Consider the following 15,724-nt stretch of genomic DNA (forward strand, 5'->3'; position numbering starts at 1 on the left):
CGGCTCATGATTTGCGCTCCACGCTTCCTTCCCACACTCGGTCGCCCTCATGCGGTTGCGCTTCGCTTCGCTCGTCTTGGTCAACTTGCGGCGGGACTTGCACCCGCAGGAGTGCGCCCATGCTGGGCGCACATGAAAAAACCGGCCGAGTGGCCGGTTGGTTGATCCCGTTGGAGCGGGATGCCGAGGGAGCGAACGCTCAGTTGAACGGACGTGGGGGTGGCGTCTTGTCGGTGGACGGTGGCAACATCGGCAGGGCGAACTGGGGTTGCTGACCGGTCAAGGTTTTCAGGAAGGCGACGATCTTGGCGTTTTCGTCTTTCGTGTACTCACGGCCCAGTTGCAGTTTGCCCATGAGGTCCACCGCCACGGTCAGGGTGGGGGCTTCACCGTCGTGGAAGTAGGGGTAGGTCAGTTCCACGTTGCGCAAGGTGGGTACCTTGAAGTTCAGGCGGTCGGCGTCTTTGCCGGTCACTTCCTGGCGGCCTTGGGCGGTGCTGGCGGTTTTGTAGGGTTGCACCAGGCCCATTTTCTGGAACGAGGTACCGCCCAGGTTGGGGCCGTTGTGGCAGGCCACGCAGCCGCTTTCTTTGAACAGCTGGTAGCCGGCCAGTTCGTCCTTGTTCAGGGCTTTGTTGTCGCCGTCGAGCCAGCGGTCGAAGCGCGAATTGGGCGTTACCAGGGTTTCTTCAAACGCGGCGATGGCGGTGGTCACCTCGTCGATGCTCAGCTTGTCGGTCTTGAAGACGGCTTTGAACTCGTTCACGTAGCCGGGAATCGACTTCAGGGTGTCGATGGCCAGCTCGTGGGTGAAGGCCATTTCGCCCGGGTTGGCGATCGGGCCGCCGGCCTGGTCTTTCAGGGTGGCGGCGCGGCCGTCCCAGAACTGCGCCAGGTTCAGACTGGAGTTGAGCACGGTGGGCGAATTGATGGGGCCCTGTGACCAGTTGTGGCCGATGGAGGTCTTGAGGTTGTCAGAACCGCCCATGCTCAGGTTGTGGCACGAGTTGCAGGAGATGAAGCCCGACTTGGAGAGGCGGGGATCAAAGAACAGTTTTTTGCCCAACTCCACCATGGCCGGGTCCATGTTGCGCGGCGCGGGGATGGTCTGCACGGGTTCGTCGCGCTTCTGGGCCATGGCGGTGCCGGCCGACATGAAGGTGGCGGCGGCCAGTGCGCACAGAGTCCAGGTGAATATTCTTGAGGTTTTCATGATCGACTCGCTGTAAATGAATGACGCGTCAGCAAGGCAAGGGGGGCGGCATGTTTTTCCGCAAATCCATACAACTGACAGGGTCAATGTATGTGGGTCGACCCTGGTGGTTCTTGATCCGCGTCAAAGTGCTGGACGATCTGGATAGCTTTTGCCTATGGTTGAAATAGCCAATGTTCGGGCCCGGTTTGCGAAATATCAATGCGCAGACCATGCGCCGAAATCAATGCCAGCCGGGACTTTTGCGCAACAGAAACTGTAGCGGGACCATTGTCTGGGCCTGGCTTTCAGCAGGGCGTCGGGTGCCGCGTATGCTTTGGCCGCAGTCTTGCGGCACGCCTGCCCACACCGCGTCGATGGCCACGCCGTCGGCAGACTCGTCGAGGTTGAATTCACCGTCGATCACGTCGCCCGAGACCAGGGCCTGCAGGGCCACGCCCGCTGCCGTGCGCTGGATGTGGCCGCGCACGCTGCCGGGGAATTCGGGGTGGCGCTCAAACCGCACGGAGCCGGTGGACGTGGGCGCCGATGCGCTGCCCTCGGACGGCCACAGGGTGAGCTGCCACGTGCCATACAGGTGGGCAGGCGCCATGGCGGAGGCTTCGGTGCAGGCCAGGGCCGGTGCCGTGGCGGTGGGCTGCTGGGCCCAGGCGCCGGGCACCAGCAGCAGGCACAGCAACGCGCTCCATCGGGTGCCGATGTTCAGGCGTTTCATGGCGTTTCAGCCGCTTTGGCGGCGGCTGTTTCGGTGGCGCGCTGGGCAAACTCGGCGCGCAGCGCACGCAGTTTCTCGCGCGGGTCTTCTTTGACCGTGTTCTGGTCCAGCCCCATTTCTTGAATGAAACGGCTGGCCTGGCCCGGAATGCTTTCGCGGCCTTTTTTGCGGCGCTTGAGCCAGCTCACGGCCAGCGTGCGCTGCGCCCGCGTGATGCCCACGTACATCAGGCGCCGCTCTTCTTGCAGGCGCTGCGCCATGCTCTCGGTGGTGGCGTCGCTCTGGCCGGGCTCTTCTTCCATCTTGAAAGGCAGCAGCCCTTCGTTCACGCCCACCAGCATCACATGCGGCCATTCCAGGCCTTTGGACGCGTGCAGGGTGGACAGCGTCACCATATTTTGTTCTTGCTCCCGCTCGCTCAGGGTGGAAATCAGTGCGATGGTCTGCACCACTTCGAGCAGGGTTTTGCGCTCGGTTTCAGTTTTTACGCCGCCGTCGTCTTCGAGCTTGCCGCCGCAGCGCCCGGCCACCCAATCGCAGAAGTCCATCACGTTGGTCCAGCGCGCAGCCGCGACCTTTTCGTTGTCTTCGCTGTCGTACAGGTGCTTTTCGTAGTCAATGTCCTTGAGCCACTCGGTGAGAAACGCGCGCCCCGCTTCGTGGCCCACCGTGTGTTTGGCGCGGTATTCCAGGTCGTTCACGGCGCGGCCGAATTCGTGCAGCGTGGCCACGGCGCGCCCGGGCAGGGTGGCGGCCAGCGAATGCGAAAACAGCGCCTCAAACAGGCTCAGCTTGTACTGCGTGGCAAAGTTGCCCAGCTGCTGCAGGGTGGTGTGGCCAATGCCTCGCTTGGGCGTGGTGGCCGAGCGCAGAAACGCCGGGTCGTCGTTGTTGTTGACCAGCAGGCGCAGCCAGGCGCACAGGTCGCGGATCTCGGCCTTGTCAAAAAAGCTCTGCCCGCCCGACACCTTGTAGGGAATTTGTGCCCGCCGCAGCGACTGCTCAAACGGCCGCGCCATGTGGTTGGCGCGGTACAGGATGGCGAAGTCGCGCCACTCTTTGTGGGGCGACGAAGCCTGCAGGCTCTGAATGCGCGCCACCGCGCGCTCGGCCTCGTGTTCCTCGTTGTCGGCGTCCACCACCCGCACCGGCTCGCCCTCGCCCAGGTCGCTCCACAGCGTCTTGGGGAACAGCTTGGGGTTGGGGCCAATCACGTTGTTGGCCGCTCGCAAAATGGCGCTGGTGGAGCGGTAGTTTTGCTCCAGCTTGATGACCTTGAGCGCGGGGAAGTCTTGCGGCAGGCGCTTCAGGTTGTCCAGCGTGGCGCCGCGCCAGCCGTAAATGCTCTGGTCGTCGTCGCCCACGGCGGTGAAGCGGGCGCGCTCGCCCACCAGCAGCTTCAGCAGCTCGTACTGGGTGGCGTTGGTGTCCTGGTATTCGTCCACCAGCACATGGCCCATCTTCTGCTGCCAGCGTTCGCGCACGTCCAGGTGCTCGGTCAGCAGCTTCAGCGGCAGGCTGATCATGTCGTCGAAGTCCACGCTTTGGTAGGCGGTCAGGCGCTCTTCGTAGCGCGCCATGATGGTCGCGGTCACGCGCTCTTCGTCGTCTTTGGCCAGCGCCAGCGCCTGGGCCGAATTCAGGCCCGCGCTCTTCCAGGCGCTGATGGCCCACTGCCACTGGCGCGCGGCGGCCGTGTCGGTGCTGCCGCCGCAGTCTTTCAGCAGGCTGGTGATGTCGTCGCTGTCCAGAATGGAGAACTGCTTTTTCAGCCCCAGCGCTGCGCCGTCTTCGCGCAGCAGGCGCACGCCCAGCGCATGAAAGGTGCAAATGAGCACCTTGCGGGCTTCGCGCCCCACCAGCTGCTTGGCGCGCTCGCGCATTTCGCTGGCGGCCTTGTTGGTGAAGGTGATGGCGGCAATGCGGTCGGCCGCCAGGCCCGCCTGGATGAGGCGGCCGATCTTGTGCGTGATCACCCGCGTTTTCCCGGAACCGGCCCCGGCCAGCACCAGACACGGCCCGCCCAGGTGGTTCACGGCATCAAGCTGGGCAAGGTTCAGGCCGGAGGCGTTGGCAGACATGGAAATAAGAGGGCAGTGCGCAGAAACGGAGGGGTTGGGTGGTGCGCAATGACAGTGAAATACGCCCGAGGAGCGTGAATGATACCGGCGTGCCTCGCGCGGCGTGCGGGCTGCTGGGCGCGCGGTTGACCCACCGTTGGGGCTGTCGACGTGCCTTTGCCCTGAGCAACTTTTTGAAGCGCACAAGCGTCGTTGAACGCCTGGAGCCGGACTTGCAAGCGAAGCGCTGGGGCGGGGTTTTGGCGGCCTTGCACAGGCCCTTTTTTGCTGACGTGGGTCCAGGTACGGCACCTGGCCCAGCTTCAGGACGGGTTTTTGCGCGTCAGGGTGCCGTTGCGGGTCTGGGCATCGTTTTCGTAGACGCCTTCCCAGTGGTCGCCGTTGGCCCAGGTCATGCGGCCCTGGCCGTGCTTTTTGCCTTGCTGCCACTGGCCGGTGTAGTGGTCGCCGTTGGGCCAGCGAAAGCTGCCTTGGCCGTGGGGCTGCCCTTGCGACATGGAGCCTTCGTAGCGTTCGCCCGAGGCAAAGCGCAAGGTGCCTTGTCCCTCGGGGGTGCCGCGCACCAACTGGCCTTCGTAGACGTTGCCGTTGGCGAAGTGCAGTTTGCCCACGCCCTGGGGTTGCTCGTTCACCCACGGGCCTTCGTAGTGCTGGCCGTTGGCCCAATGGTAGTGGCCTTGGCCGTCGGGCTTGCCTTGGTTGAAGCGGCCTTCAAAGCGGTCGCCCGAGGCGTACAGCATGCGGCCCTGGCCGTGCGGCAGGCCGCGCGCGACCTCGCCCTCGTAGCGGTTGCCATTGGCAAACACCATCTGGCCTTTGCCTTGGGGCTCGTCGTCCACCCAACTGCCGCTGTAGCGCTGGCCGCTGGCCCACACAAATTCGCCCTGACCGTGGCGGCGGCTTTTGAGCAGATCGCCTTGGTAGTGATCGCCGTTGGCCCAACGCACCTGGCCGTTGCCGCTCAGGCCGTCGCCGTCGCGGGTGAAGTGGCCGGTGAAGCGGGTGTCGCCGGCCTGGATGTCCAGCGCTTTGGCGGGTTCGGTGGGCGCTGCGGGGGTGTCGCTGGTTGCCAGCGCACGGGGTGCCGCGGCCAGGGGGGCCGCCAGTGTGGGCGCCTTGGCCGCTGTGGCTGCGGCGCTTGCGGTTGCCGTGGTCGTCGCCACGGCTGCCACCACGGTTGTTGCGGCTTGGGTGCTCAGCGCGGGGCTGGGGGCTGCGGCCACGGGGGCACCCGGCAGCGCGGTGGCCACCCAGGGTGTGCCGCGGTCGCGGGCTTGGCTTTGGGCGTTGTTGCGCGCCACGTCCAGGGCCGGGCCTTTGCACAGCGTCTGGGCTTCGCGCCACAGGGTTTCGGCGATTTGAGATTGGGTTTGCCGCTCGGCCACGCTCAGGCTGGCGCTGGTGCTGCGCAGTTTTTGGCTCTGGTCACGGGCGCGCTCGAAGACGGGGGCGCAGAACTCGGCGTTGTGGGCGTCGGTGGCGGTTTGTTCGCGCCGCTGCAGGGCGGTGGTCTGGGCTTCGCCGGTGCAGCGTTCGGCCGCCACGTCCCACATGTTTTCGGCTTTGCGGTAGAGCACAGCAGCGTCCATCCAGCGCCGCTCGCGCACGGCTTGCTGGGCCAGATCTTGCAGGCTGGTGGCGTTTTTCTGGCCGTTGGTGCAGGCCGGGCTGGCACCGAGTGTTGCGTTCAGACTGGCGCGGCTGCGCTCGCTGTCGGCCAGGTTGCGCCGGGCACGTTCCTGCGCCCGACCTTCGCAGCGCTGGGCGGCCAGCGTCCACAGCGCAATGGCTTCGTCCACCAGCCTGGCCAGCTCGGCCGTGTCTTGTTTGTTGGATTGCGCGGTGGCCGCCTGGAGGTCCACCGCCATGGCTCGGTCGCTCAGGCTGTTGCAGGTTTCGGGTGGCGCCGTGTGGGCCACCGGGGTCGGTGGCAGGGCCTGGCCCGCGCCCAGGGTCGACAGCGGCGGCTCTGGGGTGTTCGCCGCTGCGGCCGGCGCCGGGCTGGCAGGGGCGGTGTTGCTGTCGGGCCCGGTGGGTGCTGCGGGGTTTGCTGCAGCGGCGTTACCCACCACCTGCGCGGGCGGTGTGGCGGCTGGTTGGAGCGCGTCGCTTGCGTTGCTGCTTTGTGCGCCCGCCGTGGCGCTGGCCAGCCAAAGCAGGACGCCCAAAGCCTGGTGGACGGCGGTGGGTGTGGTGCGGTGGTGTGGCAACTGGCTGGGGTGCATGGGCTTCTTTGTGGAACGGTGGGCGTGGGTACCGGCTCAGCGGCTGGAGGCCGCCGCTGGCAGGCCGGTATCGGGCATTTCCAGCATGGCTTCAATCAGGCCGCGCGCATACGGGTTGGTGCTGCGGGGTTCCAGGTCTTCGTAGCTGAAGGCCTGCTGGGCCGAGGCCAGCGGCATGTCGGCCAGGTCGAAGTTCAGCGTTTCGGGCCGAATGCCCTTCAGAATGGCCACCACCTCTTCGCCACGGCCGGCCTGGTTGGTCAGGGCTTGCATCGAGGCCATGCGCTCGGGGTCGAAGGCCAGGGCGTTGGTGAGCAGGTTGCGCTCCAGCAACTTCTGGTGCAGCGTGAAGCCGGCCAGCGGGTTGGCGCCCAACTGCTCCATGCGGGTGTAGGCCCAGGCGTCGGCGTCGTCGAACACCGTGGCCGCCACGCGGGAAATACCGCCCAGCAAACCCCGGTTGGCCGCCACCTGCTGCATGCTGGCCACCACCTGTGCCTGTGTCAGGGCTTGCACCGACTTGCCAATCTCGTCCTTGAGGCGGTTGGCGGCAAAGGTTTTGGCCTGGTCGATCAGTTGCTGTTTGAGGAGTTCGGTCGCCACGGAGGCGGCAGCTTGCTGCGCGGTTTTCACCGCCGCTTCGGCTGCCATGGCCGCGCCCTTGAGGCCCGAGGCCAGTGTGGCCACGGTGTAGAGTGTGCTCAGCAACGAGGTGCCGTAGTCGTACACCTTCATCCTTGCGCCACCTTCTTCCGACACGCCCTGTGTCCACAACACGGTCCACAGTGCTTCGTCTTCGGTCAGGTCGGCTTTGGCCAGTTCCAGCGGGTGGTAGCTCATGAGCCAGTGGTAATCCTGCAGCTCCGGGGTGTTGGGCGGGGCCAGTCGGGTGTAGCCGCGACAGACTTGAAACGGGTTGAGCTGCACGGTTTTTCCGGTGCTGGTGGTCACCGGAAAAGGCCTTCCGCGCTCGCGCATGGCACCCAGTTCCACCAGCAGTTTCTGGGCCTCGTTGCTGGTGCTGCCGTCGATGTTCGCCAGGCGTTCTCCGGGCTTCAGCGGTGCGTCGTGGGTGGCGGCTACCACGGTCAGCCGCTCGTCCACCCCCAGTGCACGGACCCAGGCCACGCGGTCGTTTTCAGACCAGCCTTGGCTGGTGGCCACCGAAATGGGCAGCTCCCACTGGCGGTCGCAGTCGTTGTCTTTGAGCCGGGCCGAGCGGGCAATGGCCGGACGCAAGGCTTGTTCGCCCTGGCCGTAGAGGCCGATGTTGGCCAGCAACGTCGGGTCCACGGCACGGCCATCGTCCACCGTGAATTTCGGGGCTGCGCAGCCGCCGAGCAGGGCTGCGCTGAGCAGCGTCAGGGCCAAGGAGCGGCGGGTGCTTGCCTGGCGTGGCGCGGTGCTGGAGCTGGGAGCGGTGGGGCGCATGGAGGACATGGCTGTGGAGTGTGTAGCGGGGTATCGCTTTGTAACAGGCAAGCTTAACGCCTGCCTTGCTGCGCGCGGGCCCAATCAGACATTCGGCGCAGGGCGTGTGCTCTGCGGCGGCGCGCCGCATGGCGCGTACACACCTGAGACAATGCCCCCGTGCTCAACATCCTGCTCGTCACCTTCCCCTTCTTTGCCCTTGTGCTGGCCGGTTTTCTCGCGGCACGTCGGCGCATGTTGCCGCTCGAAGCCATCCCGGGACTGAACGGCTTCGTGCTGTTTTTCGCCTTGCCGGCCATGCTCTACCGCTTTGGCTCCACCACGCCCATTGCGCAGCTGCTCGATGCGTCGGTGGCCGGGGTGTACCTGCTGTGCGCGCTGGTCATGGTGGGTTTTGCCATCGTCATGACGATGAACAGCCGCATCCGCTGGAACGATGCCGCCATGGGCGCGCTGGTGGCGGCGTTCCCCAACACAGGTTTCATGGGCGTGCCGCTGCTGGCCGCGCTGCTGGGGCCGCAGAGCGTGGGCCCGGTGATCGTATTGATCGTGGTGGACATGGTGATCACGAGCTCGCTGTGCGTGGCGCTCTCTCGGCTGGACGAAGGCGAGGGCCACGGCGCTGCGGCCATGCTGGACGCGGGCAAAAAGGCATTGCGCGGGGTGGTCACCAACCCCATGCCCTGGGCCATTTTGTTGGGCGCTGCGGCCTCGGCGGCCAGTTTCAGCCTGCCGGGCCCGGTCGAAAAAACCGTCTGGCTGCTGGCCGACGCAGCCTCCCCGGTGGCGCTGTTCACCATTGGGGCGGTGCTGGCGCGTTCGCAAATGCAGTCCAACCACCCCATGCCTCTGAGCGACTATGTGCCGGTGGCGCTCATGAAGCTGCTGCTGCACCCGCTGCTGGTGCTGGTGGTGGGGTTGGCGGCCATTCAGGTGGGCGTGCCGCTGGACCGCTTTGCGCTCACGGTGATGGTGCTGGTGTCGGCGCTGCCCAGCGCCAGCAACGTGTCGCTGCTGGCCGAGCGCCTGGGCGCGGACAACGGGCGCATCGCCCGCATCATCCTGGTGACCACCGTGGCCGCGTTCTTCACCTTTTCGGGCGCGGTCACGCTGATGACTTGATCTATAGATATTGGCTATTGATTGCCTAGTGACAATCAGTTTGTCAAATATTGGGGTGGGGGCTACAGTGGGACCTCGATCACTTGCTGGAGCCCTGCCATGAACCCCAACGACACCCTGGCCGCTTTGTTGGCCGACTGCGTGGAACGTTTGGCTGCTCTGGCCCTCGCAAACTGAACGAGCCCGTTCAATCCACCGGAGACCCGCCATGAGCCACCCCAACACCGAAGCCCAGTGCCCGTTCCACGCCGCCGCAGGCGCACGCGCCAAGCAAGGCGCCCAGTCCAACGCCGACTGGTGGCCCAACCAGCTGAACCTGGGCATCCTGCACCAGCACGCTCCTGCATCCAACCCGATGGACCCGGACTTTGACTACGCCGAAGCCTTCAAAACGCTGGACTACCCTGCGCTCAAGGCCGACCTGGTGGCGCTGATGACCGACAGCCAGGACTGGTGGCCCGCCGACTGGGGCCACTACGGTGGCCTGTTCATCCGCATGGCCTGGCACAGCGCTGGCACCTACCGCACGGCCGACGGCCGCGGCGGCGCGGGCACCGGCAACCAGCGCTTTGCCCCCATCAACAGCTGGCCCGACAACGGCAACCTGGACAAAGCGCGCCGCCTGCTCTGGCCCATCAAGCAGAAATACGGCAACGCCATTTCGTGGGCCGACCTGTACATCCTGGCCGGCAACGTGGCCATGGAGTCCATGGGCTTCAAAACCTTTGGCTTTGCCGGCGGCCGTGCCGACATCTGGCAGCCCGAAGAAGACATTTACTGGGGCGCCGAAGCCGAATGGCTGGCCACCAGCGACAAGGCCAACAGCCGTTATTCCGGCAACCGCGACCTGGAAAACCCGCTGGCCGCCGTGCAGATGGGCCTGATCTACGTGAACCCCGAAGGCCCGGACGGCAACCCCGACCCGCTGCTCTCGGGCCACGATGTGCGCGAAACCTTTCTGCGCATGGCCATGAACGACGTCGAGACCGTGGCGCTGGTGGCCGGCGGCCACACCTTCGGCAAGGCCCACGGCGCGGGCGACCCCAAGCTGGTCGGCCCCGAGCCCGAGGCCGCCCCCATGGAAGAAATGGGTTTTGGCTGGATCAACGCCCTGGGCAAAGGCCACAGCGAACACACCACCACCAGCGGCATTGAGGGCGCCTGGAAACCCAACCCCACCACCTGGGACATGGGTTACTTCAAGGTGCTGTTCCAGTACGACTGGGAACTGGTGAAGAGCCCATCGGGCGCGCACCAGTGGCTGGCCAAAGACGTGGCCGAGGAGGACATGATTCCCGACGCGCATGTGCCCGGCGTGAAGCACCGCCCCATGATGACCACGGCCGACCTGTCGCTCAAGTTCGACCCGGCCTACGAAAAGATCTCGCGCCACTTTGCGGCCCACCCCGACGAGTTCGCCGACGCCTACGCCCGCGCCTGGTTCAAGCTGACCCACCGCGACATGGGCCCGAAGAGCCTGTACCTGGGCCCCGAAGTGCCCGCCGAAGAGCTGATCTGGCAAGACCCGGTGCCTGCCGTGGCACACCCGCTGATCGACGCGCAGGACATCGCCACCCTCAAGGCGCAGGTGTTGGCCTCAGGCCTGTCGGTGGGGGAACTCGTGTCCACCGCCTGGGCTTCGGCTTCCAGCTTCCGGGGTAGCGACAAACGCGGTGGTGCCAACGGCGCACGCATCCGTCTGGCGCCGCAGAACAACTGGGAAGCCAACCAACCGGCCCAGTTGGCCAAGGTGTTGACCGCGCTGGAATCCATCCAGCAGGCGTTCAACGCCGCGCAAACCGGTGGCAAGCAGGTGTCGCTGGCCGATCTGATCGTGCTCGCCGGTGGCGCCGCCGTAGAAGCCGCGGCCCAGGCCGCAGGCCAGACCGTGGCCGTGCCGTTCACCCCGGGCCGCACCGATGCTTCGCAAGAGCAGACCGACGTGGAGTCCTTCAGCGTGATGGAGCCGATGGCCGATGGCTTCCGCAACTACCGCAAAAAAGCCTACAGCGTGACCCCCGAAGAGATGCTGCTCGACAAAGCGCAGCTGCTGACCCTGAGCGCGCCGGAGATGACGGTGTTGGTCGGTGGCCTGCGTGTGCTGGGTGCCAACCACGGTGGATCAGCGCACGGCGTGTTCACCCAGCGGCCTGGTCAGTTGAGCAATCACTTCTTTGTCAACCTGGTGGACATGTCCACCGCCTGGAAGCCGGTGGGCGACAACGCTTACGAGGGCCGCGACCGCAAAACCGGTGCCGTGAAGTGGAGCGCCACCCGCGTGGATTTGGTGTTTGGCTCGAACTCGCAGCTGCGCGCCCTGGCCGAGGTGTATGCCCAAAACGATGGCCAAGCCAAGTTCGTGCGCGACTTTGTGGCCGCCTGGACCAAGGTGATGAACCTGGACCGCTTTGACCTGAAGTGATGTGAAGCAAACGCCCCGCGCCGTGCGCGGGGCTGGTACGCAGGCCCCCGCAGCTTCGGCAACGGGGGCTTTTTTGCGCACTGGGCGGGAGTCGCATGCCACTGCCCGCCCCTCAAAATGGAACGACCACCCTGGGGTGGCCGTGGTGTGCCGCCTGTTATTTCGCAGGCGTTGGGCACGTGCGAATTTTGTGGGGTGCCTGTGACGGCGCCGTGACACCCGCCGCGTCAAATCGCCAGCGGGTCCACATCCACCGCAAACCGGATCAGCCCGCGCGCTTCGGGCAGGCTGCGGCACTGCAGCAGCACCGGTTGCCAGGCCGACAAAAAGCGTTGCAGCGCACCGCGCGACGCGGCTTCCACCAGCAGCTGGGCGCGCTCCACATTCGCCACGCGCTGAATGGTGAGCGGCACGGCGGGGTACAGCGTGATCTGGTCGCGGTAGGGCAGGCCCTGGCTGTGCTCGGCGGCGCGGTTCAAGAACGCCTGCGCGGCGGCTTGCGTGCGGGCGTCGGCGCGCAGCAGGGCCTGGTAGCCGTAGGGCGGCATGCCGGCCTGGGCGCGCTCGGTCAGCTGCTCGGCGGCAAAGGCCGGGTAGTCGTGCTTTTTCAGGGTGGCAAACAGGGGGTGCTGCGGGTACCAGGTTTGCACCCACATTTCGCTGGCCTCGCTGTGCGCGGCGTCGCGCCCGGCGCGGCCGGCCGCCTGCATGAGCAGGGCAAACAGGCGCTCGGGGGCGCGGTAGTCGCTGGCAAACAGGGCGCTGTCGGCGTTCACGCTGGCCACCAGGGTGATGCGTCGAAAGTCGTGCCCTTTGGCAATCATCTGGGTGCCCACCAGCACATCCACCGCACCGCTGTGCATGGTGGCCAGCTGCACTTCCAGGCTGCCTTTGAGCCGGGTGGAGTCGGCGTCCATGCGCGCCACGCGGGCGGGGCCACCGTCGGGGCGGCGCACATCGGCCAGCAGCGCGCTCAGGTGTTCTTCAATTTGTTCGGTGCCACGGCCCACGGGCGCAATGTCCAGGTTGCCGCAGTCGGGGCAGGCGCGCGGCACGCGTTCGGTAAAACCGCAGTGGTGGCAGCGCAGCGTGCGGTCGAGTTTGTGGAACACGCGGTAGGCGCTGCAGTGCGCGCAGGCGCTCTTCCAGCCGCAGTCGTGGCAGGCCAGCACCGGGGCGTAACCGCGCCGGTTCAGCAGCACCATGCACTGCTCGCCGCGCGCGATGCGCTCGGCCATGGCGGCCACCAGCGGCGGCGCCAGCACGGCGCCCTTGGGCTGGTGGTTCATGTCCACCAGACGCAAACGCGGCAACGCCCCACCGCCCACCCGCCCCGGCATGGCCAGGCGCAGATAGCGGCCCTGCTCGGCCGCGTGCCAGCTTTCCAGCGATGGCGTGGCCGAGCCCAGCACCACGTGGCAACGCACATCCGGCTCCGATCCCGTTCCCGCTTCGGCCCCCTCTCCCGCTGGCGGGAGCGGGTTGGGGTGAGGGTCCCCCGCCTGCCCAGCAGACCGCAGTGCCTCGGTTTCCACCTTCGCCCGGTACACCGCCAGGTCCCGCGCCGAATACCGCGCCCCTTCCTGGCTTTTGTAGCTGGGGTCGTGTTCCTCGTCCACCACCATCAGGCGCAGCCCTGGCAGGCTGGCCAACACGGCCATGCGGGTGCCCAGCACAATGCGCGCGGTGCCGGTGTGCGCCGCCAGCCAGCTGTTCAGGCGCTGCGGCGGCGTCATGCCGCTGTGCAGGCACACCACCGAATCGGCGCCGTACAGTGGCTCAAAGCGCTCGCGAAAGCGCGCCTCCAGCTGCGGAGTCAGGTTGATCTCGGGCACCATCACCAGCACCTGGGTGGGGCTGCTGCCTTCGGGGGTGGCGGTGTCCAGCACCTCGCGGGTGGCGCGCAGGTACACCTCGGTTTTTCCACTGCCGGTGGCGCCAAACAGCAGCACCGGCGCCTGCGCGCTGTGCAGCGCGGCCAGCGCCTGGCGCTGTTCGTCGCTCAGGTCGTGGCCGTCGCTGGCGGCAGGCGCGGGCGCGGGCGCGGCGTCGGTTGGGGTGGTGGTTTTGAGGGTGTGTGCGGCTTTGGCCTGGCGTTTCAGCCGCCGCGCCAGCTGCTCGTTGCTTAACTCGCGCAGCTGCGGCGGCAGCGCGGCCAGGGCCACCTCGCCCAGGCTGCGCTGGTAATACTGGGCGGCAAATTTCACCAGCTGGCGCCAGCGAGCGTTCAACGGCGGCAGGCCGTCCAGCACGCTCGCCACGGCTTTGGTTTGCGCTTCGGTCAGGCCCTCGGGCGGTTCGGTGGCGCATTCCCACACCACGCCCAGCACCTCGCGCTGGCCCAGCGGCACGCGCACCAAGGTGCCCGGCGCAAGCAACAACTCACTTCGGTAACTGAGGCTCGCACCCACACCGCTGTGGGCCGGGGTGGCCACCACCACATTGGGCCAAAAAGTCATGTTGAGTGGGTTTTCTTCGGTCGAACGCTCGAAAAGCGATGCAAGTGGTTGATTTGACAGGATATCCAGACATATCCAAAAAATCTGTGGATAACTTTGTTGATAGATTGTGTTGGAGCCTCTGAAGGCCTTACAAATCAAGGGCTTGCTTAAACTGCCTGATTAAAGAGCAAAAAATCAAAATCTATATAAATCAATAACTTAGCAGATTTTTATCGCCAGGGTAGGCGCACATAGGGCCAGCATGCCGGTGGTCGGGATATTGAAAAAATTTGTGCATAAGTGCGTGCTCACAAGCCGGGTTGTTGTGTTGTGTGCTAGGCACCAGGCTGCACGAGAGGTTGAAAATCACCGCGGTGCCATATGTTCGCCTGGGTCTCTGCGTGAAACACCCCGCCAACGGCCCGCGCCCCGTTGGGGGCTTGGGGTGACCGGCTGTCGGTTGGTGTTTTTACCCATCGCGTGCTGCAAATTTCGTCGGTTGGGTCGCATCGTTGCAGTCCAACCGTCAAAAAGTGCCGTAAGTCCTTGATTTGACAGCGCATCCAGACATATCCAGAAAATCTGTGGATAACTTTGTTGATAGCTTGTGTTTGGGCCCCTGGAGACCTTACAAATCAAGGGCTTGCTTAAACTGCCTTTTTAAAGAGCAAAAACACAAATCCTATATAGATCAAATACTTAGAGAGTTTCTTGGTCTTTGGCTAAACAACCTGCTGAAACGGCTTGCCTGGGTGCCCCGCTGCCAAAGTTTTGTGCATAAGTGGGGCTTGTCAAGTCCGGGTTTTGCGGCATTTTGTGTTAAAGACCGCTCAGGCCCCGCTGCAAACCCGGCCCCGCCTGCTGCGGCAGGGGCCCGGCGGGCCGTTTCAAGCCTGCGCGCGCAGGCGCCTGGAGTGGCTGTGCACCGCGTCCACCAGGGCCGACACATGCTCGGGCGGCGTGAACTGGCTGATGCCGTGGCCCAGGTTGAAGATGTGCGTGGCGCCAACGCCGGGGCCTTGGTGCGGCGGGCCAAAGCTTTCCAGCACGGCGGCCACTTCGGCGTCAATCTGCGCCGGCTGGGCAAACAACACGTTCGGGTCGATGTTGCCCTGCAGCGCCTTGCCGTGGGCGCCTTCGCCCACCTGGGCGCGGGCTTTGGTCAGGTTCACCGTCCAGTCCAGACCCAGCGCGTTGCAGTCCAGGTCTTTCATGTCGTCCAGCCACAGGCCGCCGCCCTTGGTGAACACAATGCGCGGAATGGTCACGCCGTCTTTTTCGCGCTTCAGTTGCGCCAACACCCGCTTGGTGTAGGCCAGGCTGAACTGTTGAAACTTGCCGTCTGCCAGCACACCGCCCCAGCTGTCAAACACCATCACGGCCTGCGCGCCGGCGTCAATTTGTGCGTTCAAGTAAGCCGCCACGGCGTCTGCGTTGATGGCCAGAATGCGGTGCATCAGGTCCGGGCGGCTGTACATCAGCGTCTTCACGGCGCGGTAATCGTCCGAGCCACCGCCCTCCACCATGTAGCAGGCCAGCGTCCAGGGGCTGCCCGAAAAACCAATCAGCGGCACCCGGCCGTTGAGTGCCTTGCGGATGCTGGTCACCGCGTCAAACACGTAGCGCAGCTTGTCCATGTCGGGCACGGCCAGCGCGTCCACGTCGGCTTCGGTGCGCACCGTTTTCTGAAACTTCGGGCCTTCGCCCAGCGCAAACGACAGGCCCAGACCCATCGCATCGGGCACGGTCAAGATGTCCGAAAACAAAATGGCTGCGTCCAGCGCATACCGCTCCAGCGGCTGCAGCGTCACTTCGGTGGCGTAGTCCACGTTGGTCGCCAACCCCATGAAACTGCCCGCCTGCGCGCGCGTGGCCCGGTATTCAGGCAAGTAGCGCCCCGCCTGGCGCATCAGCCACACGGGCGTGTAGTCGGTGGCCTGGCGCAGGCAGGCGCGCAAAAAGGTGTCGTTCTGCAGGGGGGCGAAGCTCATGGGGGTATCCGGTTGCGGTCGTCGATGGGAAGCGGCGATTATCCCGCCTGCGCCTGGACCGCACGTTGAGCCAGCGCAGAAAG

Annotated in this window: 9 protein-coding genes; 2 read left to right on the forward strand and 7 right to left on the reverse strand. The window is 65.5% G+C overall.

The features are described from left to right. Positions 1 to 199 precede the first annotated feature (199 nt). The 5 genes from Q7J58_RS16785 to Q7J58_RS16805 all read right to left on the reverse strand — a co-directional run bounded on the left by Q7J58_RS16785 (position 200) and on the right by Q7J58_RS16805 (position 7,674). Complete coding sequence (locus tag Q7J58_RS16785) at positions 200 to 1,213, reverse strand: cytochrome-c peroxidase (RefSeq protein ID WP_304830511.1); 1,014 nt, start codon at positions 1,211 to 1,213, stop codon at positions 200 to 202. Positions 1,214 to 1,436: 223 nt separating this feature from the next. Then, on the reverse strand, positions 1,437 to 1,928 hold the full coding sequence (locus Q7J58_RS16790; RefSeq protein ID WP_304830513.1) for a hypothetical protein: 492 nt from the start codon (positions 1,926 to 1,928) through the stop codon (positions 1,437 to 1,439). Next, the gene (locus Q7J58_RS16795) at positions 1,925 to 4,009 is read right to left on the reverse strand and encodes a UvrD-helicase domain-containing protein (RefSeq protein WP_304830514.1); all 2,085 of its coding nucleotides are present in this window, start codon (positions 4,007 to 4,009) and stop codon (positions 1,925 to 1,927) included. Before Q7J58_RS16795 ends, Q7J58_RS16790 begins: the two co-directional genes overlap by 4 nt. A 302-nt stretch (positions 4,010 to 4,311) precedes the next feature. Beyond that, positions 4,312 to 6,234: a hypothetical protein gene (locus Q7J58_RS16800; protein WP_304830516.1), complete on the reverse strand. Its 1,923-nt coding sequence runs from the start codon at positions 6,232 to 6,234 to the stop codon at positions 4,312 to 4,314. 36 nt (positions 6,235 to 6,270) lie between these two features. Beyond that, entirely contained in the window at positions 6,271 to 7,674 is a 1,404-nt protein-coding gene (locus tag Q7J58_RS16805; RefSeq protein WP_304830518.1) for a hypothetical protein, read from the reverse strand. Between the two features lie 150 nt (positions 7,675 to 7,824). Between Q7J58_RS16805 and Q7J58_RS16810 the strand changes: the two genes are divergently transcribed. Together Q7J58_RS16810 and katG are read left to right on the forward strand one after the other, a co-directional pair. Beyond that, positions 7,825 to 8,787, forward strand: coding sequence for an AEC family transporter (locus Q7J58_RS16810; protein WP_304830520.1), 963 nt, complete (start codon positions 7,825 to 7,827; stop codon positions 8,785 to 8,787). A gap of 208 nt (positions 8,788 to 8,995) precedes the next feature. Then, on the forward strand, positions 8,996 to 11,209 hold the full coding sequence (gene katG, locus Q7J58_RS16815) for a catalase/peroxidase HPI (protein ID WP_304830522.1): 2,214 nt from the start codon (positions 8,996 to 8,998) through the stop codon (positions 11,207 to 11,209). Positions 11,210 to 11,436: 227 nt separating this feature from the next. On the opposite strand, the gene priA is transcribed toward katG, so the two are convergent. Together priA and hemE are read right to left on the reverse strand one after the other, a co-directional pair. Further along, complete coding sequence (gene priA, locus Q7J58_RS16820; protein WP_304830524.1) at positions 11,437 to 13,668, reverse strand: primosomal protein N'; 2,232 nt, start codon at positions 13,666 to 13,668, stop codon at positions 11,437 to 11,439. An 869-nt stretch (positions 13,669 to 14,537) separates the two neighbouring features. After that, positions 14,538 to 15,641, reverse strand: coding sequence for a uroporphyrinogen decarboxylase (hemE, locus tag Q7J58_RS16825; protein WP_304830526.1), 1,104 nt, complete (start codon positions 15,639 to 15,641; stop codon positions 14,538 to 14,540). Between the last annotated feature and the right edge of the window lie 83 nt (positions 15,642 to 15,724).

This window comes from Hydrogenophaga sp., assembly GCF_030656115.1.
Lineage (GTDB): Bacteria > Pseudomonadota > Gammaproteobacteria > Burkholderiales > Burkholderiaceae_C > Hydrogenophaga.

Bases quoted from the DNA above. Each gene is read 5' to 3' on its own strand.
- Q7J58_RS16785 (WP_304830511.1), bottom strand. From the start codon at position 1,213: ATGAAAACCTCAAGAATATTCACCTGGACTCTGTGCGCACTGGCCGCC.
- Q7J58_RS16790 (WP_304830513.1), bottom strand. From the start codon at position 1,928: ATGAAACGCCTGAACATCGGCACCCGATGGAGCGCGTTGCTGTGCCTG.
- Q7J58_RS16795 (WP_304830514.1), bottom strand. From the start codon at position 4,009: ATGTCTGCCAACGCCTCCGGCCTGAACCTTGCCCAGCTTGATGCCGTG.
- Q7J58_RS16800 (WP_304830516.1), bottom strand. From the start codon at position 6,234: ATGCACCCCAGCCAGTTGCCACACCACCGCACCACACCCACCGCCGTC.
- Q7J58_RS16805 (WP_304830518.1), bottom strand. From the start codon at position 7,674: ATGTCCTCCATGCGCCCCACCGCTCCCAGCTCCAGCACCGCGCCACGC.
- katG (WP_304830522.1), top strand. From the start codon at position 8,996: ATGAGCCACCCCAACACCGAAGCCCAGTGCCCGTTCCACGCCGCCGCA.
- priA (WP_304830524.1), bottom strand. From the start codon at position 13,668: ATGACTTTTTGGCCCAATGTGGTGGTGGCCACCCCGGCCCACAGCGGT.
- hemE (WP_304830526.1), bottom strand. From the start codon at position 15,641: ATGAGCTTCGCCCCCCTGCAGAACGACACCTTTTTGCGCGCCTGCCTG.